The organism is Chloroflexota bacterium (genome assembly GCA_011322445.1).
Classification (GTDB): domain Bacteria; phylum Chloroflexota; class Anaerolineae; order Anaerolineales; family DRMV01; genus DRMV01.
Window position 1 is genome coordinate 54,570 of the sequence record DRMV01000008.1, and the last position, 26,724, is coordinate 81,293.

The 26,724-nt window shown below is 61.1% G+C and carries 19 protein-coding genes, 1 tRNA gene and 1 riboswitch; of the genes, 7 read left to right on the plus strand and 13 right to left on the minus strand.

What is annotated here, in order from left to right; genetic code table 11:
- Positions 1–19: 19 nt before the first annotated feature.
- The 9 genes from ENJ54_00865 to ENJ54_00905 all read right to left on the minus strand — a co-directional run bounded on the left by ENJ54_00865 (position 20) and on the right by ENJ54_00905 (position 12,466).
- Positions 20–2,050, minus strand: coding sequence for a hypothetical protein (locus ENJ54_00865; protein HFC08396.1), 2,031 nt, complete (start codon positions 2,048–2,050; stop codon positions 20–22).
- 121 nt (positions 2,051–2,171) lie between these two features.
- A complete protein-coding gene (locus ENJ54_00870; protein ID HFC08397.1) occupies positions 2,172–2,411 on the minus strand; it encodes a hypothetical protein in 240 nt (79 codons plus the stop codon).
- A complete protein-coding gene (locus ENJ54_00875; GenBank protein HFC08398.1) occupies positions 2,411–3,445 on the minus strand; it encodes an ABC transporter ATP-binding protein in 1,035 nt (344 codons plus the stop codon). The genes ENJ54_00870 and ENJ54_00875 overlap by 1 nt, the downstream gene beginning before the upstream one ends.
- 21 nt (positions 3,446–3,466) lie before the next feature.
- Positions 3,467–4,495, minus strand: coding sequence for an ABC transporter ATP-binding protein (locus ENJ54_00880; protein ID HFC08399.1), 1,029 nt, complete (start codon positions 4,493–4,495; stop codon positions 3,467–3,469).
- Positions 4,496–4,518: 23 nt separating this feature from the next.
- Positions 4,519–5,910 carry an ABC transporter permease gene (locus tag ENJ54_00885; GenBank protein ID HFC08400.1) on the minus strand — a complete coding sequence of 464 codons (1,392 nt, stop codon included), beginning with the start codon at positions 5,908–5,910 and terminating at the stop codon, positions 4,519–4,521.
- Positions 5,911–5,936: 26 nt separating this feature from the next.
- Positions 5,937–7,013 (minus strand): ABC transporter permease, encoded by a 1,077-nt coding sequence (locus ENJ54_00890; GenBank protein HFC08401.1) that lies wholly within the window; start codon positions 7,011–7,013, stop codon positions 5,937–5,939.
- Positions 7,014–7,105: 92 nt separating this feature from the next.
- Entirely contained in the window at positions 7,106–9,940 is a 2,835-nt protein-coding gene (locus tag ENJ54_00895) for a hypothetical protein (protein ID HFC08402.1), read from the minus strand.
- A 226-nt stretch (positions 9,941–10,166) separates the two neighbouring features.
- Entirely contained in the window at positions 10,167–11,186 is a 1,020-nt protein-coding gene (locus ENJ54_00900) for a M23 family metallopeptidase (protein HFC08403.1), read from the minus strand.
- A gap of 2 nt (positions 11,187–11,188) precedes the next feature.
- Complete coding sequence (locus ENJ54_00905; GenBank protein HFC08404.1) at positions 11,189–12,466, minus strand: transcription termination factor Rho; 1,278 nt, start codon at positions 12,464–12,466, stop codon at positions 11,189–11,191.
- A 315-nt stretch (positions 12,467–12,781) separates the two neighbouring features.
- Between ENJ54_00905 and ENJ54_00910 the strand changes: the two genes are divergently transcribed.
- Positions 12,782–12,856 (plus strand) — tRNA-Met (locus ENJ54_00910).
- Positions 12,857–12,892: 36 nt separating this feature from the next.
- Here the strand turns inward: ENJ54_00910 and ENJ54_00915 are convergent.
- Positions 12,893–13,825, minus strand: coding sequence for a D-glycerate dehydrogenase (locus ENJ54_00915; GenBank protein HFC08405.1), 933 nt, complete (start codon positions 13,823–13,825; stop codon positions 12,893–12,895).
- Positions 13,826–14,352: 527 nt separating this feature from the next.
- Between ENJ54_00915 and glnA the strand changes: the two genes are divergently transcribed.
- The 4 genes from glnA (at position 14,353) to ENJ54_00935 (ending at position 20,176) form a co-directional block, all read left to right on the plus strand.
- Positions 14,353–15,693, plus strand: a complete 1,341-nt coding sequence (gene glnA, locus ENJ54_00920; GenBank protein ID HFC08406.1) for a type I glutamate--ammonia ligase — start codon at positions 14,353–14,355, stop codon at positions 15,691–15,693.
- 122 nt (positions 15,694–15,815) lie between these two features.
- Positions 15,816–16,988: a dephospho-CoA kinase gene (locus tag ENJ54_00925; GenBank protein ID HFC08407.1), complete on the plus strand. Its 1,173-nt coding sequence runs from the start codon at positions 15,816–15,818 to the stop codon at positions 16,986–16,988.
- Positions 16,989–17,113: 125 nt separating this feature from the next.
- Entirely contained in the window at positions 17,114–19,459 is a 2,346-nt protein-coding gene (locus ENJ54_00930; GenBank protein ID HFC08408.1) for an amino acid permease, read from the plus strand.
- 30 nt (positions 19,460–19,489) lie between these two features.
- Positions 19,490–20,176, plus strand: coding sequence for an NUDIX hydrolase (locus ENJ54_00935; GenBank protein ID HFC08409.1), 687 nt, complete (start codon positions 19,490–19,492; stop codon positions 20,174–20,176).
- Between the two features lie 57 nt (positions 20,177–20,233).
- Here the strand turns inward: ENJ54_00935 and ENJ54_00940 are convergent, their stop codons facing one another.
- From ENJ54_00940 to ENJ54_00950, 3 genes are all read right to left on the minus strand, one after another.
- Positions 20,234–21,706: an ABC transporter ATP-binding protein gene (locus ENJ54_00940; GenBank protein ID HFC08410.1), complete on the minus strand. Its 1,473-nt coding sequence runs from the start codon at positions 21,704–21,706 to the stop codon at positions 20,234–20,236.
- A 90-nt stretch (positions 21,707–21,796) separates the two neighbouring features.
- On the minus strand, positions 21,797–22,540 hold the full coding sequence (locus tag ENJ54_00945) for a thiamine permease (GenBank protein ID HFC08411.1): 744 nt from the start codon (positions 22,538–22,540) through the stop codon (positions 21,797–21,799).
- A gap of 23 nt (positions 22,541–22,563) precedes the next feature.
- Positions 22,564–23,196: a thiamine diphosphokinase gene (locus ENJ54_00950; GenBank protein ID HFC08412.1), complete on the minus strand. Its 633-nt coding sequence runs from the start codon at positions 23,194–23,196 to the stop codon at positions 22,564–22,566.
- A 44-nt stretch (positions 23,197–23,240) separates the two neighbouring features.
- Positions 23,241–23,352: riboswitch (TPP riboswitch) on the minus strand.
- Between the two features lie 267 nt (positions 23,353–23,619).
- On the opposite strand from ENJ54_00950, the gene ENJ54_00955 reads away from it, so the two are divergent.
- Together ENJ54_00955 and ENJ54_00960 are read left to right on the plus strand one after the other, a co-directional pair.
- A complete protein-coding gene (locus ENJ54_00955; GenBank protein HFC08413.1) occupies positions 23,620–24,558 on the plus strand; it encodes a hypothetical protein in 939 nt (312 codons plus the stop codon).
- A 21-nt stretch (positions 24,559–24,579) separates the two neighbouring features.
- Positions 24,580–26,697, plus strand: coding sequence for a CoA-binding protein (locus ENJ54_00960; protein ID HFC08414.1), 2,118 nt, complete (start codon positions 24,580–24,582; stop codon positions 26,695–26,697).
- Positions 26,698–26,724 lie beyond the last annotated feature (27 nt).

A 26,724-nucleotide genomic window follows, 5' to 3' on the forward strand; every position in this document is an offset into this window, starting at 1 on the left:
GTTCCAGTGCTCCGCCGGCTCAGTGGCAGGCCTGCCCTTTATCAAAAGCCGCGATGTTCCACAAATCGCTGGCGGCGCTGGGGTCCGGCACAAAGCCGCAGAAATCGGGGCGGGTGGCGGCAACCCGTGGCAACCGATAGAGCATGATGGAAGGCAAATCGCGCGCCAGAATAGCCTGCAAGTGCGTCATATCCTTGCCAAAACCTTCATCGTCAGGAACACTGTTATTAGCCGCCCGGCAATAGCCATCGAAGTTCGTATTGACATAGGCGGTATCGTTCCATCCTGCCCAGCCCATCGGGAAAGCCTTTTCGTCTTCGTGGGTCTTGCCGAAAATTTTGAGCAACCAGGGCACGTCCTTGATCGTCAACGTGCCATCACCAGGAATCGCGTCCCGCATCCACAACCGGCACTGCGGGCGGTAACTCATTTGCATGGGCACCACGGCGAGGTCAAACTTACGGCCAAAGATAGGGCCATCGGGGCCAGGCGCATAAAGGGCTTTGGGGTCATCCCACAGTTTGACCTTGAGTTCAATGCCACATGCCGCCGCCGATTGCTTGAAGATTTCCGCGGCTTTGGCTTCCCGCGGGGTGTTGGGCGCCCAATAGTTCAAAACCAGTGGGTCCCCCCAGGTAATCGCCGCCGGCTCGCCCTGATAAACCCGCGGCGTGGTGGGGTTGTTGTCGTGATCCACCCAACCGGCAGCCTGAAGCAACGCCGCCCCTCGCTTCGGGTCGTAGGTATATTTAGCAACCTTAGCGTTATACCACTGGCTTTCGGCTGGCACAAAAGAATCCATAACCTCGGCATGACCACCCCACACCTCTTGCACTACCTTCTGGCGGTCGAGGCAATAGGCCAATGCCTGGCGCACCTGAGGATCTCCAAAGAAATCAGGGCGCTCACCCGGTTGCCAGCCATCATCGTAAATGGCGGGGCGCAAATCCAGGTCCAGCCGCTCAAAGGCCGTTCCCTGGGTGTAATAAGCCGCGACCTTACCCTCCTTCTGCAAGACGTCTAACTGGCTACTGACCGAAAGCAAATCGACCGTTTCGTCGAGCACATCACACTTGCCCGCTTGCAAGTCATCCAGGGCTTCCTGCGGGCTTTTGACAAAGCGGAAGACCAGATAATCGAACTTTGGCAACCCCTCAGGGGAGCGGAAATAATGCGGATTACGGGAAAGGCGGATATATTCACCTGCTTTCCAGTCATCAATGACATAAGGCCCCCACCCCACCGGCGCGCGAGTGGCTTCCGGTAGCGCGAGCAGTTCCTTGGGGGCATATTTTGCCCAGAGGTGCGCGGGCAAAGGCATCCAGAAATTGAGGTAATAAGCCGGGTCACGGTAGCCAGGAAGGCCTTTCCACACCACCGTGGTCTTGTCCGTGGCCTTGTAGGCAGCGGTGTGGCGGAGCATATCGGCATAGCGGCCATGTGCGGGGGTATCGGGCGAAGAAACCAGAGTATAGGTGAACACCGAATCGTCGGCCGTGAGAGGCTGCCCGTCAGACCACTTCAAGCCCGGCAGCAGGTGAAACGTGACCTGCATTTGCTCCATATCAACCGCGCCCATATCGTCGGTGTATTTGAGTGCGCAACGGGTGGAATGGCAACCAGCGGGCAAGAAAGACACCCCATCCTTCAAGGTTGTAATCTCGCCCCGCGCGTCCACAATCTGGCTTCCGGGCGCGACTTCCACCTCCACAAAAGCCGCATCGCCGTCGGCCACATTGGGCAGTTTTTCCAAAATCACCGGCTGGAAGCCAAACGTGCGGTATTCCACCGGTCCTTCATACACCGCAGCGAGCACGCTCCGCATGGCCTGCGTATCGCCAGCCAGGGGGTAGAGCGTGTGCGGCTCCTTCCCCATGCAGATGGTCAGGGTCCGCGGGGCGGGGGTAGGCTGCGGCGTGGGAGTAATCAACGCCACCGACGGTGGTTGTGTCGGCTGAGGCACAGCCGTAGGGCTGGGGGCCGCGGTAGGTTGACGGCTGCAAGCCGCCAGCACGACCGTCAACACGAACAAGAACCAAAAACGACGCATAGTACACTCCTGCACGCGCTCACAGCGCGGGGTCGAGTCAGGCTAAAGTATACCATCGCCAAAGAAAACGCCCAACGCGGTCACCGCGCTGGGCAAAAGGGGCAACGGTCAGCCGCCAGGGCTATTGCGCCCACGGCTTCGGAGGCTCAGGATGGTCTTCCCGGTGGCGGCGGGCCTGCACGAGCATCAAAACGCCCAAATAGCCCAGGAACAGGCCCGAGATGCCCGCGAGAAAGGCCACGCCATTGAGCAACCAGGTCGAAGGGAGTACACCTACCACCATCAACATGGGAAGGGCAACACCCACCACTTCCAACACGCCGCCCACCCCAATCAACCGCCAGGGCGAAATCGGACGCATCAAGCCTCCTCACGATACAGCCAGCAAGCGACGTCGTGGTCGGGTGCGACGGAAAAGTGCGGCGGCACCTCGACTTCGCACAAACCTTGAATGGCCTTCTGGCAACGCGGGTGAAAACGGCAACCCGGCGGAGGGGTAATCAAACTGGGCGGTTCGCCCGGGGGGATGTCACGCAACTTAGTCGCATTCTCGGCCAGCGGGTCGGAAATGGCGTTGAGCAGCGCCCAGGTATAGGGGTGTTTGGGGTTGTGCAGAATTTCGCGCGTGCTGGCCTTTTCGATTAATTTACCAGCATACATCACGAAAATCCGCTCTGAGAAGTAACGCACCGTGGAAAGGTCGTGGGTGATGTAAATCACCGACAGGTGGCGCTCCTTTTGCACTTCATCGAGCAGTTTCAAGATTTCCACCCGCACCGAAGCATCGAGCATCGAAACCGGCTCGTCGGCAATGAGCATTTTAGGGTTGCGGATGAGGGCACGCGCAATCACTACACGCTGCTGCTGACCACCGCTGAGCATGTGCGGATATTTGTTGAGGAAATCGCTGGGCGGTGTGACCTTGACCTCTTCCAGACTGCGAATGACGCGTTCCAGACGCTCCTCTTTGTCTTTCATACCGGCCAGAATAAGCGGCTCTTCCAAAATACGGCGAATGGTCATAAAAGGCGGCAACGCGCCGTAGGGGTCTTGCTGCACATAGCCCACTTTCATACGGTAAGCCCGCATGGCTTCTGCGCCGCCTTCCCAAATATCCTGACCTTCAAACAAAATTTGACCCTCATGGGGGTGCACCAGCCCCAGAATGGCCTTCATCAGGCTGGATTTACCACACCCGCTCTCGCCCACCACGGCAATCGCCTCGCCACGCGGCAGATCAAAAGTCACATCATCCACCGCCTTGACGTAACCCGCATGCAGGAAACCAAACCGCTTGAGTTCGTACCAGATTTTGAGGTGACGGACCGAGAGCAACGGCTGATCTTGTGCCTCGGCGGGAGCAGGGACGGCTGCTTGAACCTGTTGTTCGCTCATACCAATCTCTCCGTAAAGGGGCTAAGCGGAAATGCCCGCCAGGGCTTCGGGCGAGGAAACGATTTCATCGGCCTCTTTTTCATACAGCCAGCACTTGACCAATCGGTCGCCCACGCGGAAGGTCGGCGGCTCGATTTTGCATTTTTCCATCGCCAACGGGCAGCGGTCGGCAAAGCGGCAGCCCGTGGGCGGGTCGAGCAGGCTGGGGGGCTTGCCAGGGATGAATTGGAGTTCCTCTTCACCATAAAGTTTAGGCACCGCGGCCATCAGCATTTTGGCATAGGGGTGCAGAGGCTCAGCGAAAAATTCCCCTGCCGAGGAATGCTCCATCATGTGCCCGGCATACATCACCAAAACATCGTCGGCCAATTCGCTGGAAGTCGCCACGTCGTGGGTAATGAGCACAAAACTGGTGCCCTTTTCCCACTTGATACGTTTGAGGACGTTGTAGATGTTCGCCTGGGTAAGCACATCCAGCGCCGAGGTCGGCTCATCCAGCACGATGACCGCGGGGTTGGTAATCAACGCCATCGCAATCACCACCCGTTGCCGCATCCCGCCGCTCAGTTCGAAGGGGTAACGCTCGATGAAGCCATCGGGAACCCCTACGAAGTCGAATACCGCATGCACCCGCTCTAACGCTTCTTCCTGGGTAATACCCTTTTCATGGAGCAGCAAGGGCTCCATGACCTGATCTTTGAGTTTGAGCACCGGGTTCAGGGCGTTCATCGCCGCCTGCGGCACCTGCGAGATCTTCACCCACCGCACCTGCTCGCGGTAAGTCTCATCGTCCATGCTCATGGTTTCCACGCCGTCGATGAACACCTTGCCGGTATAGCGGTTGACGTTGCGGGGCAACAAGCGGGTCAAAGCCCGCCCCATCGAAGTCTTGCCACACCCCGACTCGCCAATAACCACCACGGCGCGATTCTTCTCCAGCGAAAAACTGACGTGGTCCACAGCCTGCACTGTGCCGTGCGTCAGTTGAAAATACAGCACCAGGTCTTCAACCACCAAAGCCTTTTCGCGAATCTCATCAGAGGGAACCATCATCTGCTTCTCTCCTTAGCAAACTACTCTTGCCGCAACCGCGGGTTGAAAATACGGTCGAGGGCAAAGCCCAGCAAGGCAAACCCCAGGCCCGTGATCATCAACAGCACCGACGGCTCCAGAATCCAATAATACAACCCTTTATACAAAGCCGCATTCGCTTGAGCATCCTGAATGATCTTGCCCCACGTTGGCAATACCGGGTCGCCAATGCCCAACACCGCCAACGAGGCTTCCAGGAAAACAAAACTGGGAATCGCGCTGATGAAACCCGGAATCAGCATGGGCAAAATACGGGGAATCAGGTAGAGGAAAATGATGCGGCTGTTCCCCGCCCCATAAGCCTGGGCGGCCTCAATGTACGGGGATTCCCGCAGTTGCAGGAACATGGCGCGGTACGATTTAATGCCCGCGCCAAAAATGCTCAAGGCGATTGTGACCAACATTATCACCCATAGGCTGCGCGAGACGAAAATACCCACCATGATCAAAATCGGCAGGAACGGCAGCACCATGTTAATTTCGGTAATACGCTGGATGAGGTCATCCACCACGCCGCCGTACCACACACCAATGGCAGCAATAATCATGGTCGCCAGCCCAATCACCAAGGCAGAAATCAAACCAAAGGCCATGGCCACCGGCGTGCCCCACAACAGCCCCACCATTAAGTCGCGCCGCAGGTGGTCGGTGCCGGCAATGCCGTACACGCCACCGTAGACCAGCAGCTCGGCCTGCACATCGTCCTGAGGCGAGAATGTGATAACCGAAAGCTGCAACTTGTAATGGCCTTTGAGGGGGCGCAGGCTCTTCTGATCCACCGGCTGGGAAGTATCCTTGGGCAAGGAAGCCGGATCAACGAGCAGGCCAATATCTGCCGGAATATCCACATGCAACATCCGGCGCACCCGTCGCGCCAGGTCCTTATCCTGCCCCATGTGGAAACTATACCCCTGGGTCACAATGAAGTTCCCTAAACGGAACTTCCTCCCATCGGGGGTAATCCATTCCCCGGAAACAAACGGCTGTTTGGCCGCGTAGGTAGGGTAAAAGTAAACCACAATTTCGGGCGGGAATTCATCGGCCGTATAATCAAACTCATAAGTCAGTTCAATTTGTTTCCCATCGCCCAACTTCTTCTCGGTTCGCTGGACCTCGCCTTCTTTCCGGGAATCCAGGTCAATGGTGGTCGGCAATTTCTTGGTACGGAAATAGTTCACCCATGAAGGCGGCACCATCTTAGGGTTCCGGTACCAAACCTCACTGGTTCCCCGCCACAAATAAACCGCTCGATGATAGGGGATAGCAATAACGGCGTAGAGAGCCACCCCCAACAGCGCCACGATGATCAAGGTGCCTACAATCGCCGAGGGGTAATACTTCAACTCACGGAAAAAGGATTTCAAAAATCCCATGCTTCACCTCTCCGACGGTGGTAATCTCAGCCCTGACGAGACGAACCCACCCTTACCCGCGGGTCCAGGAGTGCGTAGATGATATCCAGCAAGAACACCGAAATTGCCAGCAAGTAAGCATAGATGATGGTATTGCCAACAATCACGGGCACGTCTTTCATACCAATGGCCTGGTAATACAAGCGGCCATTGCCCGGCCAGTTGAACACCGTCTCGAAGATGATGGCACCCATCCACAATGTAATCACGCTCAACAAGAAGTTCGTCACAATTGTGGGCAGGGTCGGTCGCAAAATGTAGCGACGCTCCAACATACGAGCAGGCAAACCTTTCGCGCGGGCCAGGTCAACGTAGTCTTCGCTGGAGTAAATCAAGAAGAAGGTGCGGTTGCCATACACCCCAATGAAGTGGGAACTCAGCAGCATGGCGCCCAACGGCAAAACCATGTGCTTAGCCACGTTGAGGGCATAGAGCCATGCCGTGGGCGGCTTTGGTGCATCCACCATTCCCCCGAATGGCAACCATCCTAACCACGCAGCAAACACCAGGATGAGGAAAATCCCATAAAACCATGCCGGTGCCGCCGAGAGAGGGGCCATTGTAATGTATATCTTATCTAACCAACTGCCATACTGACGAGAGAGCGCCAAACCAATAAACAAATTGAGGAAAAATATCAGAAAGAATGATGTTCCCATCAACAACAAGGTTGGTGGGAGGCGCTCCAAAATAATCGCTTTGACCTGACGTGAGCCAGAATCGCTCACCATGAACTGAGCACGACCGAGGTTCAGCGTCATTGCGTCTCGCAAGAAATACAGGCTGCGAATGAGGAAGGGCTTGTCTAAGCCCAAACGCTCAGCCTCCAGCCGAACCTTCTCTTCAATCATTTTCTTTTTCTGGGTTGTCGGAACGTTTCTCAACGCCGGGTCGCGCATGATTTTCATACCAATTTCTTCACGCAGCTGGCTCATGCGCAACTTATCCACATAGCCCCCCATATTCGCCACCAAAATCGTGATGTAAACGCCAATGACCGTGGTGATGAACAACAGAATGAGTTTGAAAGTCAGGTATCGTGCAAAACGCTTTGCACTGCCCATAAAGTGTCTCCTCCGCGGCAGAACCCGCCTGTTCCTTCAAAGCAAAAAAGGCCAGTGGGGGCAGCCCCCCACTGGCCTCTTCAAGAACGAACTTACGGCGCTACAACCACAAAGTCAAAGGAAGCGACGCCGGGCACCGCAACGGCCTTGGAGACCGCCACGACTTGCAGTTTCAGCGAGCCAGCGGTGAACTTGGAGGTCACGTCGCCAGGAATGGAGATCTGGTACGTGCCTTCCTCGGTCATCTTGGCTTCGCCACGGGTCAGCATGTTGCCGTTTTCGTCGAAGACCAGGTATTCCACTTTCTCCAACTGGTCCGACGGATACGGCTTGTCCTTGAAGGTGACGTAAGCATCGAAGGAAGCATCCTTGCCCTGGACAACCTGCGCGTCGCCGTCGATTTCCACGGTCGCCAGCATGGGCGCACCGAAGATCGACCACTTCGCGGAGTCATCCGGGAAGTCGGCGTAGCGCTTCAAGACCGCGGTCTTGTTGGTGGTGTCCACCTGGGTGAGGATGAAGGGGCCATTACCAACCCAGAAGTGACCGTATTCTTTGTAGAACTTCTGCAGGTTGGCGTAGCGGGTCTTCGCCTCGTCGGTGGTGATGTAGTTCTTCAGCGTGGGGGCGTAAGGAATCGTATTGTTCTTGGCGGCCTCATCCAGATACTGAGCCAGGATCTTCAGGCTCGGGCCAGCGATGAAGCTCGTCCACTCGGCCTTCTTCTTGTCAGCCTTGTCGCTGGAGAAGGCCAGTTTGCCATCGGCCTCAGCCGCAGCAGCGACGGAGAGCACGTCCCAACCCTGGGCGTGTTGCGGGAACCAGGTGGTCACCAGGTTCTCGGCATCCAGCGTGGCCACGCCATCGTCGTAGGTCGCGATGGTCAGCGGGTCGGTGGAGACGATCTTCACACCCTTGAAGTGGCTGAGATAAGCAGCCAGGTTGTCCGCAGCGCTCTCGTCGTAGATGGCGCTATCTTTCTTGCCGCGGTCAAAGGTGAGGATCATGTTGTACACGAAGTCGCCCAGCGAGAGGTGGCTGCCATCCTGCCAGGTCACCTTCTGGAAGAGGTCCTTCGGGTAGGTCACGATGGAGACCATCTTGGCCGTCTTGTAGAGGTCTTTGCCGGCCAGGTCGAAAGTAGCGGCATCCTGCTGAGACAGGAAGTCCACACCGTAGGCAGCCAGCGCAGCGGCCTTGTCGTCGGCCTTGTTGATCTCGGCGACTTTGTCGGTCAACGCCTTCGCAGCGTCCTTGTCCTTGAAGTAGGCTTCGACGTCGACGTCCACGCCGTAGGCTTTCGCCAGGTCGGCCAGGTACGCCTTCACCGAATTCTCGTCAATGGTCTCAACTTTGCTCGCCAGATCTTTCGCGGTCGCCTTGGCCTTGTCAACCTTGTCCTTGGCGGCCTGGATCTTGGCGTTCATTTCATCGGCGGTGATCCACTTCTGGTTCTTGGCGTCCCAGTCAACCCAGGCGTCACCGGGCACGTCAATCTTGTCCACGAACTTCAGGTCAACCCAGTCGAGGGTCTTCTGCACCGGGGTGCCCTTGACCACATCGATTTCGGCCTTCTCGATGCGCTCGGGGCGAGCCAGGCCAGTGTACGGATCCATGAAGACACCCTTGTCGTTGGTCGCAGCCTGCACGGCCAAGTCGTAGGCCCAGTTGCTGCCGTCGACAGGGTTCCACGGATCGATGAAGAGGCTCTTCTCGGCAAACTTGACCGTACCACCGGTCTTGTCAGCCCAGCGGATGGTGTAAGGCCAAATGTCAGAACCGCCAATGCCTGCCGCCAGGTCGTAGGCCACGCTCAGCCCCTTGCGATAGGGCTGGAAGCCAGTCAACATCACCACGAACATGTGGGTGTTCCAGGCGGTGAACATCTCGGCGGCCTTGCGCATCAGTTCGGTGCGTTCCTGGATGGTGTCGTACTGACCATTCCAGAGCTTCTTGGCAATCTCGAAGGCTTCCTTGGGCGGGTTGTAGGCCTGCCACAGCGGCACGCCGATGCCCAGTTTGGTGTAGAAGAAGCCCCAGTTGGAAGACTCGTCACGCGGAATCGCGGAGTTGCCCCACCCACCGATGTAGAGGTTCCAGGTGCCGTCGGTGGGGTCACTGCCAAACACGATGGGGCTGGTCTCGTCGCGCGTCTTGTACTGGCGGTCGACGGTGAAGCCAGCCTTTTCCAACTGGTCAGAGAAGAGGTCACCGATCTGCTTGTTTTTCCAGAGGTCGGTGCGGATGAGGAAGTGGACTACAACGGGCTCGCCGTTCATGTACCACTTGCCGTCTTTCATCTCCGCGCCCAAAGCCTGCATGCGCTCGGCGATCACTTTGTCACCCTTTTCAGGGTTGTAGCGATATTTCGCCTCCAGTGCCTTCATCGTGTCGATGATGTTCACGTAGTCAGGCATGTTGGGCGAAAGTGCGCTGTACATCGGGGTCGCCAACCCGCCCTGGATGTTCTTCGCCACGTATTCGCGGTCCAGCAGCCAGTGCAGGGCTTCGCGGATCTGAGGATCATGGAAGGGGTTGAAGCCTTCCTTGAACTCAGTGGGGTTGACATGGATGTCAACCATGCTGCCGGTGGCCGTCTGGGCGGCTTCCAGGTCAGGGTTGCTCTTGACCTCTTTCAGCAGGTCGGGGTCAGTGAGCGTGTCGGCGTAGATATCCACATCGCCAGCCTTCAAGCGGGCAATCGCCTGCTCCTGGTCGAAGGTGGAAACCACGACCTCATCCACCCAGGCACCGGTGTGCGGCTTGGGGGTGGGGGTCGGCGGAGGCGTCGTCGGCTGCGGCGCCTGCGTCGCGGCCTCAGTCTGCTGAGGCGCAGGGGTCGGCGTCGCCTTCGGAGCGCAGGCGCCCAACACCATCGACGCCGCGATCAACAGGGCGAACACCGTAAACCAGAAACGCTTGCTCATCTTTCTCCTCCTAAAAGGTTAGGTAGGGAATAAAACGGGAACTACAGGGGACTCGTACGCGTCGCGTCACACTCTTCCGCTGTCTGCACCACCTCCTTTCGTCTCATTACGCGGTGTAAAAATAGCACAAACACCGATGGAAGTCAAGAAACGCTACGCCTTGCACCTGCCTATGCGAAAGGCCTGGGGGGCACGTCGGCCCCCACAGGCCATATCTGCCACTCTCTTACGGCGGCGGTAGCACCGTCCACGGGTTGATAAAGCCGCCTTTGTAGCGCACTTCAAAGTGCAAGTGTGGGCCAGTCGAATTGCCCGTCGAGCCACCCAGGCCAATCAATTGCCCCTGAAAAACGCTCTGACCGCAATGCACATTGACCTGGCTCAAGTGCGCGTAAAGCGTCTGATAGCCGTTACCGTGGTCGATCATGATCATGTTGCCATAACCCACGGTCGACCAGCCTGCAAACACCACCACGCCCGCATCGGCCGCATAGATAGGGCCGCCAACCCACGTCGCCAGGTCCACAGCCAGATGACTGGGGCCATAATTGTTGCCCACCAGGCGATGGAGCGGCGTCGGCCAGACAAACGTCCCGCTGCCCACCGCGCCCGTGTAGCCGCCAGGGCAGGCGCCCGGCCCAAGGTAACCCAACGACACGCCAGCCTTGCCGCGCGGAATGGTCGGCACCACCCACTGCTTGAAGGGGCGGCGGCCACCAGGCACCATCACCCACGTGCCGGGTTCCACCTTCGGGTTCAACGGGTCAATGTGGTTCCCTTCAAAATCCCGAATGGCTTCTGGGGTGCTGTGGAACTTCCTGGCTACACTTTCAAAAGTGTCGCCCTTTTCCCACTTGTAATACACGCCGTTGACCGGCGGAATTTTGAGTTTCTTCCCCGGCGCAAGCAAGTCGGGGTTGTCGCGCAACACACCATAATTAGCCCACAGCAGGGTTTCCGGCGTGATGCCAAAACGGCGGGCAATGCTGAACAACGAATCGCCCATTTGTACGGTGTAGTCAATGACATCAACCCGCGAGCGCGCCGGGATGATGGTGTGCAACAGGAAATCCCGATGAATGCCCGTGCTCGTCGGGTTGTCGATCAACGGCGGCATGACCACAGGCACACCGCCACTCCCCTCGGGGGAACTCAAAGGGCCAGAAGCCCACGCTGCACCCAACGGCAGCAACAGCACCACCGCGGCAAGCAGCACAGCAACCAGCCCGTGTAGTTTACGTAACATGGCTAAATCTCCTCGTGAAGCGTTTCCAGGAATTCCATATTATCGCGCGTCTTGCGCAAACGCTCCAGAATCGCTTCGGTTGCCATTGTGATATCCATGCCCGCGCCATGGGGCGGCGGGGTAATCATCTGCTGGAACATGCGGCGCATCAGCCACACGCGTTGCGTGATGTCGGGGCCAAGCAACACCTCTTCTCGGCGGGTGCCCGAGCGCTCAATATCGATCGCCGGGAAGATGCGGCGTTCCTGCAGCCGCCGCGAGAGGTGCAATTCCATATTGCCCGTACCTTTGAACTCCTCATACACCACATCGTCCAGCCGCGAGCCGGTATCGACCAGACAGGTAGCGATAATGGTCAGCGAACCGCCATCCTCAATATTACGCGCCGCCCCAAAGAACTGCTTGGGCGGATACAGCGCCGAAGGGTCAATACCGCCGGAAAGCGTCCGGCCCGAGGGTGTGACCACCAAATTGTAAGCCCGGGCCAGCCGAGTGATGGAATCTAACAAAATCACCACATCGCGGCCAATTTCTACCAGGCGCTTGGCGCGCTCTAAGGCAACCTCGGCCACACGCACATGCTCTGTCACCGGCTCGTCGAAAGTCGCCGCAATCACTTCAGCGTCCACTGAGCGGTCCATATCCGTGACTTCCTCAGGCCGCTCGCCGATCAGGGCCACCATCAAATGCACGTCAGGGTAACGCTGCGAAATGGCATTGGCAATCTGCTTGAGAATGGTGGTCTTACCTGCCTTGGGCGGCGAAACAATCAAGCCACGCTGGCCGCGCCCGATCGGTGCCACCAGATTGATCAAACGGGTAGCCAGGGCATGCCGGTCGGTTTCGAGGTCAAAGCGCTCGTCGGGGTAAATCGGCACCAGCGACTCGAAACGCGGGCGGTGCAACGCCTCTTCGGGCGGCAAGCCATTGATGGTTTCGATTCGGCTCAGGCCATAATAGCGGCCACTTTCCCGCGGGGGGCGCACATAACCAATGATCAAATCCCCGTTCCGCAAATTGTAACGGCGAATCTGCGTCGGCGAGACGTACACATCATCTGGGCCGGCACGGTAATGCTGCGTGCGCAGGAAGCCCACGCCCTCGTTCATAATTTCCAGCACCCCACCGCGGAGTTCCAACCCTTCCGCTTCGGCCTCGGCTCGGCGGATGGCAATCAGCAGTTCCTCTTTCTTCATCCGCCACGCGCGGGGAATGCCCATTTCACGGGCTTTTTGGCGTAAGTCGGCCAACGAATGTTTTTGCAGTTCTGAAATCTCCATATTGTCAATCCGTTTCAAAAGGAATGCCGCCGTCCACAGCCAACTGCCGGACAGCCTTCGAATACACACCACAAAGCCGGCCTCGCCGAGGCCTCTTTGGGAACATGCTCATTTACATCGCAAGGGGGAAGAAGGGGGAATAGTCATCACAACATCAGCGCGCTTTTCAACCACCGCCGCGCAGCCGCATTATAGCACGCCCCGAAAGGTTGTGCAAGCATCGACGCAAGGAAAAACACAGTTTCAGCGCGATGCTTGACGCCCTTCCGAAAGGCTGCTATAATTTCGCCCGCACCCGAAAGGGGCATCCAACATTGCGGGGTGGAGCAGTGGAAGCTCGTCGGGCTCATAACCCGAAGGTCGCAGGTTCGAATCCTGCCCCCGCTACCTGAAAACGCCGTCCTCTCAAGGGCGGCGTTTGGCGTTTCAGGCATTGGCCTGATGCAACAAAGGCGCACCCCGCAACCCGGCCAGCAAATTCGCCACCGCCACTTCGGCCATCCGGCGGCGGGTGGTGTGGGTTGCCGAACCAATGTGCGGCGTAATCAGGCAGTTTGGCAGGCGATAAAGGGGGTGTTCAGGCGGCAACGGCTCCGGGTCCGTCACATCCAGGGCTGCCCCTGCAATCCAGCCTTCCCGCAACGCCCGCACCAGGGCTTCAGTCTGCACCACCGGCCCGCGTGCCATGTTCACCAGATAAGCGGTGGGCTTCATGCGTCGCAGGGCGGCTTCCCCTACCATGCCCCGGGTTTCAGGCGTTAGCGGCACATGCAGGCTGAGAAAATTGCTTTCGGCTAAGAGCGTCTCCCACGGCACACGTGCAGCATCCCAGGCGGCCTCGGCTTCCGGCTTCGGTGAACGGCTGGTGTAGAGAATCCGCATTCCAAAGGCATGGGCGCGGCGGGCCACAGCAGCCCCAATCTGCCCCAGGCCCAAAATGCCCAGGGTGCTGCCGTGCAATTCAGCCCCCAGCCAGGCGTCAGGGCGCCACAACCCCCAGCGGCCCGCGCGGGCATCTTCCGCCGCAGTCAACACCCCGCGCACCATCGCCAGCAAGAGGGCAAAGGTCATATCGGCCACCGCCTCGGTCAGCACCCCCGGCGTGTGTCCCACCACAACGCCTCGGCGGGAACAAGCCTCTAAATCGATGTTGTCGACCCCTACAGCAAGGTTGGAAACCACCTTCAAGCGCGGCATTTGGGCCAGCAAAGCCTCATCCACGGGGTCAATGAGCCATGTCAACAACCCTTCGACCTCGGCAAAGTAGGGCCGCAGGCTGGCATCCACACCCGCGACGTCAGCGGGGCCAATCACCAAACGCACCGCCGCGCGCAACGGCGCCACCCAGGTTTCGGGCATGGGATGTGTCAAAATCACCAGGGGCTTTTGTGGCACAAATCACCTCCAGAGGTGGACTTGTCGCGATTGTATCACGGCCAGCGTTTTTCTCGCTGCCCTTGACAAATTCGCCATTTTCACTACAATTTCCCCAACCTGGGGGCGGTACAACAGCATGGGAGAGTAGCGGCTGAGTCTCACGGTAGCCCGGCACGCCGCCGTGAGATAACGAGGTGGAGGTTCCACTCCGCGAGGAGTGTGCTAACCCCGGCTTTAGGCCGGGGGAAAATCGGGTAGATCAGCGGATGCCTCCGAGGCCTGGCCACGGGCCTCCTCTTCCCCTTCAGAGCAAGAACGCACCCGAAAACCATCCGGCGACGGGCGGGACAAGGGGCGTTCAGTGGCACAGAGCGCCGCGGCGCTCTGTTGTGGTATGGAAGGGGCACCACCCGTGGGCTACCGGAAAGCCATTGTTCCGGAATGCAACCCCCAGGGGAACCCCCGCGGGGTTGTTGTGTTTTAATCGCTTCTTTCGTAAGGAGGAAACCATGGCGAAGCACGAACTTCTCTCACGCGTCCAAGAAGATGGGGTCAAATTCATTTCCCTGCAATTCGTCGACGTGACAGGCGCCGTCAAGAGCGTGGATATTCCGGCCTCGCGGCTGGACGAAGCGCTGGAAGATGGCATCTGGTTCGACGGCTCTTCGGTCGAGGGGTACGCCCGCATTCAGGAAAGCGATATGTGGCTGATTCTCAACCCCGAGACCTACGCCGTGCTGCCGTGGTCGCCGGAAGAGCGTCGCCGGGCGCGCATCTTCTGCGATGTTTATCACCCCGACGGCACACCCTTCGAAGGCGACCCCCGCGGGCGCCTCAAGCGCTACCTCCAGGCGTTGCAAGAGAAACACGGCTGGGTGTTCAACATCGGCCCTGAACCCGAGTTCTTCCTTTTCAAACGCAACGGCGGCGACGCGCTTCACCCTGTGCCTCACGATGTCGGCGGCTACTTCGACTTTTCCGCCAACGACGAGGCCGTACGGGTACGCACCGAACTCATGGAGGCCTTGACCGGTATGGGCCTGAACGTCGAAATGGGGCACCACGAGGTCGCCCTGGGGCAGCACGAAATTGACTTCCGCTTCGCCGATGCCCTCACCACCGCCGACAACGTCTTGACCATGAAATATACCGTCAAGGCCATCGCCCACCAGCACGGGTTGGTTGCCTCTTTTATGCCCAAGCCCATCTTCGGCATCAACGGCTCGGGAATGCACTGCCACCAGTCGGTCTTCGACACCGCGGGCGAAAACCTGTTCTACGATGCCAATGACCCCTACCATCTTTCCAAACTGGCCTACGGCTTCATCGCCGGGCAACTGAAGCACGCCCGCGCCCTGGCCGCGGTAGTCGCCCCTACGGTCAACTCTTACAAACGCTTAGTGCCCGGCTACGAAGCGCCGGTTTACATCGCCTGGGCGCAGATCAACCGCTCGGCGCTCATCCGCATTCCGCGGTACACCCCCGGTCGTGAAAAAGCCACCCGCGCCGAACTACGCTTCCCCGACCCCTCGGCCAACCCTTACCTGGCCTTCCTGGTGATGATTGCCGCGGCGGTGGACGGCATCGAAAACGGTATCACCTGCCCGCCGCCCATGAACAACGTCAACCTCTACGAACTTTCTCCCGAAGAGCGCCGCGCCAAAGGCATCCGCGAACTGCCCGGCTTCCTGAGCGAAGCCCTCGACGAACTGGGAGCCGACACCGTGCTGCGCGAGGCCCTGGGCGACGTGCTCTACGATGCTTTCATGCGCGCCAAGCGCGCCGAAGTGGAAGCCTTCCGCATGCGCGTCACCGATTGGGAAGTGGAACGCTACCTGGAAACGGCCTAACCCCCCGAACCCGCCTGACCTGCCGGGCCCGGGAACCCCTCCGGGCCCGTTTGCTTTCCCAAAGCAGGCCGTTTTCTGATAAAATGAAGCAAACCACGGCAACGGCACACGCCGGAGGACTTATGAGCACCTGGCCCGGAAAATTCGTCATCGGCATCACCGGCAACATCGGCACAGGCAAAAGCGTCGTCCGCAAAATGCTGGAACACCTGGGGGCCTACGGCATCGACGCCGACGCCTTAGGGCACCGCGCCATCGCCAAAGGCGCACCCGGCTATCAGCCCCTGGTAGACACCTTCGGGCAGTGGATTTTAACCCCCAACGGCGAAATCGACCGCCGCAAACTGGGACGGCTGGCTTTCGCCGACCCCGAAATCATGCGGCAACTGGAAGCCATCATCCACCCGCTGGTCGGCCAGGCCGTGGACTGGCTGGTGCGCCGCAGCCCCAAGCCGGTCATCGCTATCGAAGCCATCAAGTTGCTGGAAAGCGACCTTCGCAAACATTGCGATAGCATTTGGGTGGTCACCGCGCCCCCCGAAAAGCAACTCGAGCGGCTGCTCAAGAAACGCGGCATGACCCGCGAAGAAGCCGAACAGCGCATCAAAGCACAAGGCTCCCCGAGCGCCAAAATCGCCGCGGCCGATGTCGTGATTTACAACGACGGCTCGTTTGAAAAAACGTGGGAACAGGTCAGGAAAGCCTGGAAACTGGTGGTGCCGCAAAAAGCCGAAGGCACCCGCCCTATCACCCTGGCCGTGCAGCGTTCCGAGGTGCTCAAACCGGGGCAAAAAGAGAAGCCCGCCACCGTGCCGTTGAAGGTCAAAAAAGCCGGCCCCAAACAGGCCGGCGAAATTGCGGCCTTCCTGAAAAAAGCCACCAACAAAGAAATTTCACGCGCCGAGGTGCTGGCTGCCTTTGGCGAAAAGGCCTACCTGCTGCTTTACCGCGGCGACGAGGTGGTGGGGCTGCTGGGATGGCAGGTGGAAAACCTGGTTTCCCGCATCAACGAATTTCACCTGCTGCCCGAGGTGCCACTGGCAGCCGCGGCTTCGCTGATGCTGGCTGAAATGGAACGCGGCTCCAAGGAACTGCAATGCGAAGCAGCGTTGCTTTTCCTCCCCCCGGCAATGGCAAAACAAACTGCGCTCTGGAAGCAACTCGGTTACACACCTCGCAAGCCCGAAAGCCTGGGGATGCGAGCATGGCAGGAGGCCGCCCGGGAATCGCAACCACCGGGCACCGTTTTGCTCTTCAAGCAACTTCGCCAAGATAGGGTGCTCCAGCCGCTCTAAATAGCGAGGGCAGCGCCACGGCTTCCGAAATTTTGGTAGAATAAACCCGACCGCAAGCCTTTCCGGGGCGCCCTTGGGGCGCCTTCACTTTTGTCTTGCTATCTTCACACACAAGGCGGTTTGCTATGAGTCATGGTCGCAAAATGTCCGTCACCCTGAGCCGCGGCATGGGGCTGATGGACGTCACGATGATTGGTGTGGGGGCAATGATCGGTGCAGGCATTTTCGGCCTCACCGGCATTGCCGCCGGCGAAGCAGGCCCCGTTGGCCTGCTGTTGGCGTTCTTCCTCAACGGCATCATCACCAGCCTCACCGGCCTTACCTACGCCGAACTCGGCTCGGCCATTCCCGAGGCAGGCGGCGGCTATCTCTGGGTGCGTCACGCCCTTTCGCGCTTCTGGGGCTTTTTTGCGGGCTGGATTTCATGGTTCAGCCACTCGGTTGCGTGCAGCCTCTATGCCGTCATTTTCGGCACCTTTTTCGTCGAACTGCTCAAACTGGGCAACATCCATTTCAGCGAAACGCCCATTTTCCTCGGCCTGAGCGTTGAAGATTTAGCCATCAAGGTCTTCGCCCTGCTGGTGGTCGCGCTGTTCATGTACGTCAACCTGAAAGGGGCTTCTGAAACCGGCACCGTCGGCAACGTGGTGACCATTTTCAAAATCGTGGTGCTGCTGGTGCTGGTAGGCTTTGGCATCAAAGCAATGATGAACATTCCCAACTGGCCCGACCACTTCTTGCGCGACCCCAGCCCCTTCCCCCACGGCATTTGGGGGGTATTTGGCGCGATGGGGCTGACTTTCGTAGCCTTCGAAGGCTATGAAATCATCGCCCAGAGCGGTGAAGAACTGAAAGACCCCGGGCGCAACCTGCCCAAAGCCATCTTCTACTCCATCATCATCGTGGTTGCCATCTACCTGCTGGTGGCTTTCGTTGCCGTGGGCGCCCTCACCCATGCCGAAACCGGCGGTCTGCCCGCGTGGATGTACCTCGGCAAGGAAGGCGACCGCGCCATGATCCGCCTGGCGACCCACATCATGCCTTACGGCACGCTGATCATGATTCTGGGCGGCCTGGCTTCTACCATCTCGGCGCTCAACGCCACGGTGTATTCCAGTTCGCGGGTTTCCTTTGCCATGGGGCGCGGCGGCGACCTGCCCGCCCTTTTCGGGAAGGTGCACCCCCGCAACCGCACGCCTCACATGGCGATCCTTTTTAGCGGCCTGCTGATTGGCTTCATGGCCGTGGCCCTTCCGGTAGCCGACGTCGCCAGCGGGGCTTCCCTCACCTTCTTGATGCTCTTCTTGCTGACTAACATTTCCCTCATTCAACTGCGTAAAACCCAACCCGACCTGGAACGCCCCTTCAAAGTGCCGTGGGTGCCTGCGCTGCCCCTCCTCGCGATTGCCGTGCAAGGCTTCCTGGCTGTGGACCTGCTGCGCGCCAGCCCGATTGCCTGGGGTGCGACCATTCTCTGGATTTTGCTGGGCATTTATCTCTTCCGGCGCTGGGGCGGCCGCGAAGAAGCCCAGAAAGAAGCCGACACCATTTTGCTGGAAGAGACCATCGCCGAGCGGCGCTTCTCCATTCTCGTGCCGGTGGTTTCGGCTACCGAAGGCCGAGAAATCGCCAAACTGGGCGCAATGCTTTCCTATTATTACGATGGCGAATTGTTCGCCTTGCACGTCGTGCGGGTGCCGCACCAGTTAAGCCTGCACGATGGCCGGGCCTTCCTGAAACAAGGCCGCCCCCTGCTGGAAGCCGTGGTCGAGGTGGGACAAGAATACGATGTGCCGGTGCGCACCCAGTTGCGGCTGGGGCGCAAAGTCGCCCGCTCGATTGTGACCGCGGCGCAGGAACGCCACGCCGACCTGATGCTACTGCACTGGCCCGGCTATTCCGAAACCCGCGATGCTCACCTCGGCAGCATCATCGACGCTATTTCATCCAACCCACCCTGCGACCTGGCCGTCGTGCGGCTGGTCAAGCCCGTTACCCCGCCGCGGCGCATCCTGGTGCCTGTGGCCGGAGGGCCGCACACCCAACTGGCCGTGGAAATCGCGGTCGCGCAGGCGGTTTACACCGCGGAAAAGGCGCTCAAACCCGGCGAGCCGCCGCCCCAAATTGTGGCGCTCCACCTCGTGCCGCGCGACGGCGATATGAAAGCCGCGGAAGAACGCCAACGCGCCCTGATGGAGCAGCTGACCACCATCACCGACTTCCCAGTGGAATTGCGCATTTTGCCGGGCGACGACGTCGTGCAGGGCGTGCTTTCCTATGCGAAAGAGCGCCAGTTCGAGCAAATCGTCATCGGTGCTTCCGAAGAAGGCTTTTTAGAGCAAGCCGTCTTTGGCACCATTCCCCAACGCATTGCCCAACAGGCCGAAGTCAATGTCATCATGGTCAAACGCTACAACCCCCTCAAGCACGGGCTGCTGGGGCGCCTGAAGCGCAATCGCGAGACCCGCTAACCTCTTCCCTGGGGTCTGCCTGCCACGCTTATGGCCTACTGTTACGAATACCCTCGCCCTGCTGTTACGGTCGACATCGTCGCCTTCACCGTGCGGCAAAACCGGCTGCACGTCTTGCTCATTCGCCGCGGGCGTGCCCCATTTGCCGGCAAATGGGCCTTGCCGGGCGGCTTCGTAAGCATGGAAGAATCCCTCGAAGCGGCTGCCGCGCGTGAACTGGCCGAAGAAACCGGCGTCGAAAACGCCTACCTGGAACAACTTTACACCTACGGCGACCCCGAGCGCGACCCTCGTGGGCGGGTAATCACGGTGGCTTACTTCGCACTCATCCCGGCCGATGCCACAGTGCGCGCCGAGGGGGGCGACGACGCGGCGCAGGCGTGCTGGTTCCCCATTGACGACTTGCCGCCCCTGGCTTTCGACCACGGCAAAATCATCACTTACGCTCTCCGCCGTCTGCGTTACAAACTGGAATACACCGCCGTGGGCTTCCAGCTCTTGCCGGAAACCTTCACGCTCAGCGAACTGCAACAGGTTTACGAAATCATCCTGGGGGAAAAACTGGACAAACGCAACTTCCGGCGGCGGATTTTGCAATCGGGCGTCATCGAGGCCACGCCGCACTACCAGCGCGGCCGGGAAGGCCGCCCCGCGCGGCTCTACCGCTACAAACCCGATGCCGTAGCCGAAGTCAAAGCGCGGCGGCTGTTTCCCTAAAACTGTGCACCGGGCACCGTGCACCATGCACAGGGCACAGGGCATCCTGGCATCTCCTCATCCCCTCAGCACCTCATCCCTCACCACTTTCCCATCCGCCAGCACCACTTTCCGGCGGGCATATTCCCACGCCAGCCGCTCGTCGTGGGTGATCATCACGATGGTCACCCCCTGCTGGTTGAGGGCGCGCAAGCGGTCCATCAGCGCGTAAGCCGTGTTGCGGTCCTGCCCAAACGTCGGTTCATCCAAAATCAGCAGGCGCTGCCCGGCTGCTAGCATGGTGCCCACGCTCAGCCGCCGCTTTTGCCCCTGGCTGAGGGTGAAAGGGTTGCGCTCGGCGTGGGCGGTGAGATGAAAATCATCCAGCAGCGCCTCGACCCGCTCGCGCACGCGCGCTTCGGGCCAGCCGCGCACCTTCAGGCTATACGCCAGTTCATCCCACACGCGGTCGGTGACAAACTGATGCTCCGGGTTCTGGAAGACAAAGCCCACCAAATCGGCCTGCTCGCGCGGAGAAAGCGCGGTTCGCGGTTTCCCAAACAGGCGCACCTCACCCGCCTGGGGCCGCGGCAGCAACCCGGCCATGTGCAACGCCAACGTCGACTTCCCCGCCCCATTCGCGCCCATCAGCGCCACGAAATCGCCCTGGGGGATGCGCAAATTCACCCCCCGCAGCACCGGCGCGCCCTCGGGGTAGGCAAATTCCAGGTTACGGACTTCCACCGCGGGCGGTGCATCGTTCAAAGCCGGGAAGGCATCGAGCAAGGGCCGGCGCCCGGCGCGCGGGTCGAGGTGAGAGGGCACCCAGATGCCGGCTTCCAGAATTTGGGGCAAATGGGCTTCCAGAGTCGCGGTGGGTTCCCCAGCGGCCAGCAGCCGCCCGGCTTCCCCCAAAAAGAGCACCCGGTCAGCCAGGTGCCAGCAGGCATCCAGCTTGTGCTCAATGAGCAAAATGGTATGCTCGCCTTTCAGGCGCTTCAAAGTGGCAAAAAACTCGCGCGTGGCCTGGGGATCGAGGTTGGCCGTCGGCTCGTCGAGGATGAGAATCGGGGGCTCCATGGCGAGCAAGGCCGCGAGGGCAATCCGCTGGGCCTCGCCGCCGGAAAGCGTATCGAGGCGGCGTTTGAGAAAAGCCTCCATCCCCACCCTGGCAAGGGCTGCCCGGATACGGGCAGGCATGGCCTCCCGCGGCACAGCGAGGTTTTCCAGGCCAAAGGCGAGTTCGTCTTCCACCGTCAGGGTGGCAAAACCGGCCTCGGGGTCCTGAAAGAGGATGCCCGCCGTGGCCGCGATCCGGGCAGGCTCGGCTTCGGCAGGGTCGAGGCCGCCGATGCGAATTTGCCCCTCCACATGGGCGTAAATGTGATGCGGCACGATGCCAGTCAGAGCCAGCGCCAGCGTCGATTTTCCACCGCCGGAAGGGCCCAAAAGCAACGTCAAACTGCCCGCGGGCAGGGTGAAGGAAACATCCTGCACCGCGGGCTTTGACGTGCGTGGGTAACGGATGGTGAGGTGAGAGACGGAAATCATGAGAAAAAAGTCGCCCCGTTGCCCCGTATTCCGGTGCCCCGTGGCTCCGTCCACCGGAGCACTTGACGCCGGAGCACCGGAGCACGCTTTTTACGCCTCGTCGCGGGCAATGGCGAAGGAATTGAGCGCCCCGGCGCGGTAAAGGCCATCGGCAATGGCCTTCCCCAGCCAGCCCGAGAGCACCGCGCCGGAAATCAGCCGCGCGACCAGCATGGCGGCGAGCACGCCGAGTTTCAAATTGCTGTACCAGAACATATAATCCACCACCAGGCTGCCCGCGCCCGCAGCCGCGCCGGCGAGCATCAAGGTGGTCAGGTTGTACTTCTTGTAACCCGTGGCGGCAAACACCACCTCGGCCATGCCGCCCTGCACCAGGCCGGAAATCAGCAACGTCAGCCCCCAATAGCCCCCGGCGAGGAACTCCGCCAGTGCGGCCAGGGTTTCCGCTGCAATGGCCGCACCGGGCTTGCGGATGATGTACGGCGCAATGATGCCGGCAATGAACCAAAAGCCATAGAGCAGGTCGCGTGCGCCGGGGAAGGCGGCTTCCAGCGGCTTCGCCAAATCCCAAATCATGCTCCAGCCCACGAACAGCAGGCCGAACACCAACGCCAGGTTGGCCGCGAGGATGGCGTCGATCGTGCGCCACTTCGCCAACGCAGGCCGAGAGCCCCAGGCCGCACCGGCCGCCAGCCCCAACACCGCCAACACCACCGCATCGACCGTGTTCCAGGCAATACCCTCGGCATCGGCGCGCAACACCGCGGCGACATAATACACCACTAACATGAAAGCCGCCGTCAGCACGGCATAGACAAAAGGACGGGTTTTCATCGAAGCACCTCCACAAAACAGGGTTAGCGGTGCTTGCCGCTGATGTGGAACACCAGCAGCAGCCCCTGCCGCACGGTGATTTCGGCGCGCGAGGCAGTCAGGCGGTTGCTCACGCCCAGGGCACAGCCAAACGGCACCACGCCATCTGTGAGGGGGAAAGCCAGCCCGGTGGCGGTCACGCCGCGCGCATCGCCTGCCACTGCCAGCAGCGAAACCGTATCGCCCGGCTTGCCCTCCACCACCCCGGCGTGATGCACCAGGAAAGCGCGCTGTGGGCCGTCCATCAGCACCACATCCAGGTCGCGCCAGTGCGGGTGGGCCAGCAAGAGCAAATTCGCCATGCTCTGATCCCAACGGCCGCCCAAGGCCCCCAAAACAGTGATGCGCTGCGCGCCGCGTGCCACCGCGAGGCGCAACGCCAGTTCCAGGTCGGTCTGGTCTTTATCGACCGGGAAGCGCAAAATCTCCACCCCTGCGGCTTCCCAGCGGGCGACCTCCGCCGCGGTGAGGGAATCCAAGTCGCCGATGAGCACATCGGGCCGCGTGCGGAGGGCCTCGCACAGCCGCGCGCCGCCATCGGCGGCCACCACAAGGTCGGCCTCGGGGGCCATCGTCGTGGCCTCGGCCACACCATTGGCGCAAATCAGCACATGCATAACGAAAACCCTCCGCGCGCGGCGAAGGGTTTGGGGAGTGTGCAAAGCATAGTGCTCGCCATCCCTCCGCCGGCATTACCCGGATCAGGTGCTACGGGTCGCGGGCTTCCGGCCCGCCTCTCAGCCCGGCAACACCGAGCTCCCCGTGCGGCAAATCGCGATCGTGTGGCCTCATTATAGCGGCCGCGCCGGGGGAAGTCAAGCACGAAGCCAAAGTGCGCTCAGCGCGCGGGGGAGCAAACCACAATCTGACACACCTGCGCTGCGGTCGGGCTAAAAAATCCGCCGGATGGCCTCATGCCGCGCGGTGCGCGTCGCGAGAGAAGCGTCCCGGTCGCCAGAGCGCGTTTTCCGGTATAATGGCTTCCGCAGCAACAACCCACGCTGTGCTACGCCCCCACCCCTGAATTTGGAGCAGGCTCCATGCCCTCACCTCGCAAGCACCTCTTTCGCCCTCTTTCCCTGCCGTGGTGGGATTTCGTGCCCCTGTTCGACTGGGGCGACCCGGCGCTGGAAGACATCGGCGCCGCGGGGTTTTCCCTGCTGCCGCGCCGCTTCGACGCCCCCACGCTGGAACATGCCCGCACCTTCCTCACCGTGCGCTTCCCCAGCCCCAGCCTGAGCAAAGCCCTGGCCAACGAGGCAATGATCATCGCCCCGCTGCCCGGCGAAGCAGCCCCTCCTCCACCCCAGCGCGCCACCCACGGCCCCTGGGAAACCCTGCAAACCGAAGCGCCCGCGGCGCTCTACGGCACCCGCAGCCACCAAAGCCGCCAGGGGGGGCTGCGCCTGCAATGCCACTACCGCCTGCACCGCCAGCAGCCCGTGGTGGCGTGGCACCTGAACATCGCCAACACCACCCGCCGCCCCCTGCGGCTGGAAAGTGCGGTCTTGCTGCGCGTGGGCCCCACCCAAAAAGTGCGCAAACACCGCCGCAGCGACTTCATCCCCAGCCGCTTTCGGTTATTCAAACTGCAACGCGCCCCCAAAACCCAAAGCGCCTATTACGACCTCACCGAGCGTTTCGGCAGCCTGCGTTTCCACGCCCTCAATGCCCTGGCCTTCCAAGTCGAGGAAGTCCCCAACCCCGCTGCCCTGGCGCGCGGCCTTCCCCTGCCGGAAGGCTGCACGCCGCCGGCTTACGGCGCGCTGCTGCAACCGGAAGGCGGGCAGGGGCTGGCCTTGCTCGCAGGGGCGGCTGCTTTCCCCAGCCGTTTCCAACTGCAGGTCAACGCCGACCCCCTCGCGCCGGGCCTGACACTGCGCCTGGTGCCCACCGAAGAAGTCGTCATCCCCCCTGGTGAGGCGTTCCCCCTGCCGCCCACCGTCCTTGCCTGGCTGGAAAACACCCCCTCTGCCTGACCCTCCCCTTCGGAGCCACCCATGACCTCTACCCTCAATCCCCTGCATGCTTTCTTCGCGCCCCGCGGCGTGGTCGTGGTCGGCGCGTCCACCGACCCCACCAAACTGGGCTACGGCGTGGCCCGCAACCTGCTGGAAGGCGGCTTTCCCGGGGCGGTGCACCTGGTCAACCCCAAAGGCGGGCAACTTTTGGGGCACCCCCTGTACCCTTCCGTGGAAAACGTGCCCGACCCGGTGGATCTGGCGGTCATCCTCATCCCTGCGCCGGCGGTGCCGCCCGTGCTGGAAGCCTGCGGTCGCCGGGGCATTCGCGCCGCCATTGTGGCTTCCGGCGGCTTCCGGGAAACCGGCCAGCAAGGCGCCGAACTGGAGGCCGCGTGCGTGGAAATCGCCCAGCGCCACGACATGCGCCTGATGGGGCCGAACTGCATCGGCCTGGTCGACACCCACCTGCCGCTGGATACCACCTTTCTGCCGCCGCCCGGCCCGCCCGTGGGGAACGTCGCCTTCATCACCCATTCAGGGGCATTAGCCGCGGCGGTCATCGACTGGGCCCGCGGGCAGGGCTTTGGCTTTTCCCGCCTGGTCAGCCTGGGCAACCAGGCCGACGTCAACGAAACCGACATTCTGCCCGTGGTGGCCGCCGACGACCACACCCGGGCAATTGCCATGTACCTGGAAAGCGTGGGGGCTGGCCGCCGCTTTGTGGAAACGGCCCGCACCGTCGCCCGCCAAAAGCCCATCGTGGCGCTCAAAGTCGGACGCACCGAAGCCGGGCAACAAGCCGCGGCCTCGCATACCGGGGCCCTGGCCGGGCAAGAGCGCGCCTTCGAAGCCGCCTTCCGGCGGGCCGGGGTGTTGCGCGCCGGCACCGTACAGCAAATGTTCCAATGGGCCGAAGCCCTGGCACAGCAGCCTTTGCCACGCGGCGACCGGGTGCTCATTCTCACCAACGCGGGCGGGCCGGGCGTCACTGCTGCCGACGCCATCGCCGCCGAAGGGCTGCGGCTGGCGCGCCTGACCGCCCAAACCCGCCAACTGCTGCAAGAGATCCTTCCTCCCGCGGCCAGCCTGCACAACCCCGTGGATATGTTGGCCTCGGCCTCGCCCGAACAATATGCCCAGGCGCTGCGCCTTGGCCTGGACGACCCCGGGGTGGACATGGTGATGGTGATTTTGCCGCCGCCGCCCATGTTCAGCGCGGGCGCGGTCGCGCGTGCCATGATCCCCCTCATCCAAACCGCCGACAAGCCGGTGGTGGTGGTGCCGATGGGCGACCCGCTGGTGGCCGAAGCCGTGGCACATCTGCGGGCAGCCCGGGTGCCCGAATACCGCTTCCCCGAAGACGCCGCCTCGGCGTTGGGTGCACTTTACCGCCGCGCCCGCTGGCTGGAAACCGCAGACCAGCCCCCCCTGCAGCCGGTGGACGAAGCCGCAGCGGCCACCGCCCGCCGCCTGCTGGCAGAAGACACCACCCCCGCGGGCCGCTGGCTGCCCCCCAACACCATCCGCGCCCTGCTCACGGCCTATGGCATTCCCACCCCGCAAGAGGCCGTGGCGCGCAATGCCGCCGAAGCCGCCGAAGCCGCCGAGAAAATGGGCTTCCCGGTGGCGCTGAAGGTGGTCTCGCCCGACATCGCCCACAAGTCCGATGCAGGCGGCGTGGTGCTGGGGCTGGAAACCGCCGCGGCCGTTGCCGAGGCTTACGAAGCCATGATGGCCCGCCTGCAAGCGGCATTCCCGCAAGCGCGGCTGGAAGGCGCGCTGGTGCAGCAAATGGCCCCCGAGGGGCAAGAAGTCATCGTGGGGGCGGTGCGCGACCCGCTTTTCGGGCCGCTGGTGATGTTCGGTTCCGGCGGCGTGGAGGTCGAAGGGCTGGGCGATGTCGCCTTTGCCCTGGCCCCGCTGACCGCTGCCGACCGCGGCCACCTGCTGGAAAGCACATGGGCCGGGCGCAAACTCGCCGGCTTCCGCAACCTGCCCCCCGCCGACCGCCCCGCCGTGGAAGACACCCTCGCCCGGCTGGCGCAACTGGCCGCCGACTTCCCCACGCTGGCCGAAATCGAAATCAACCCGCTGCGCGTGCTGCCGGAAGGCCGCGGCGTGCTGGCTCTGGATGTGCGAGCGCGGCGAGGGTAACCTCTACGCCATTCCTCCGCGACAAAA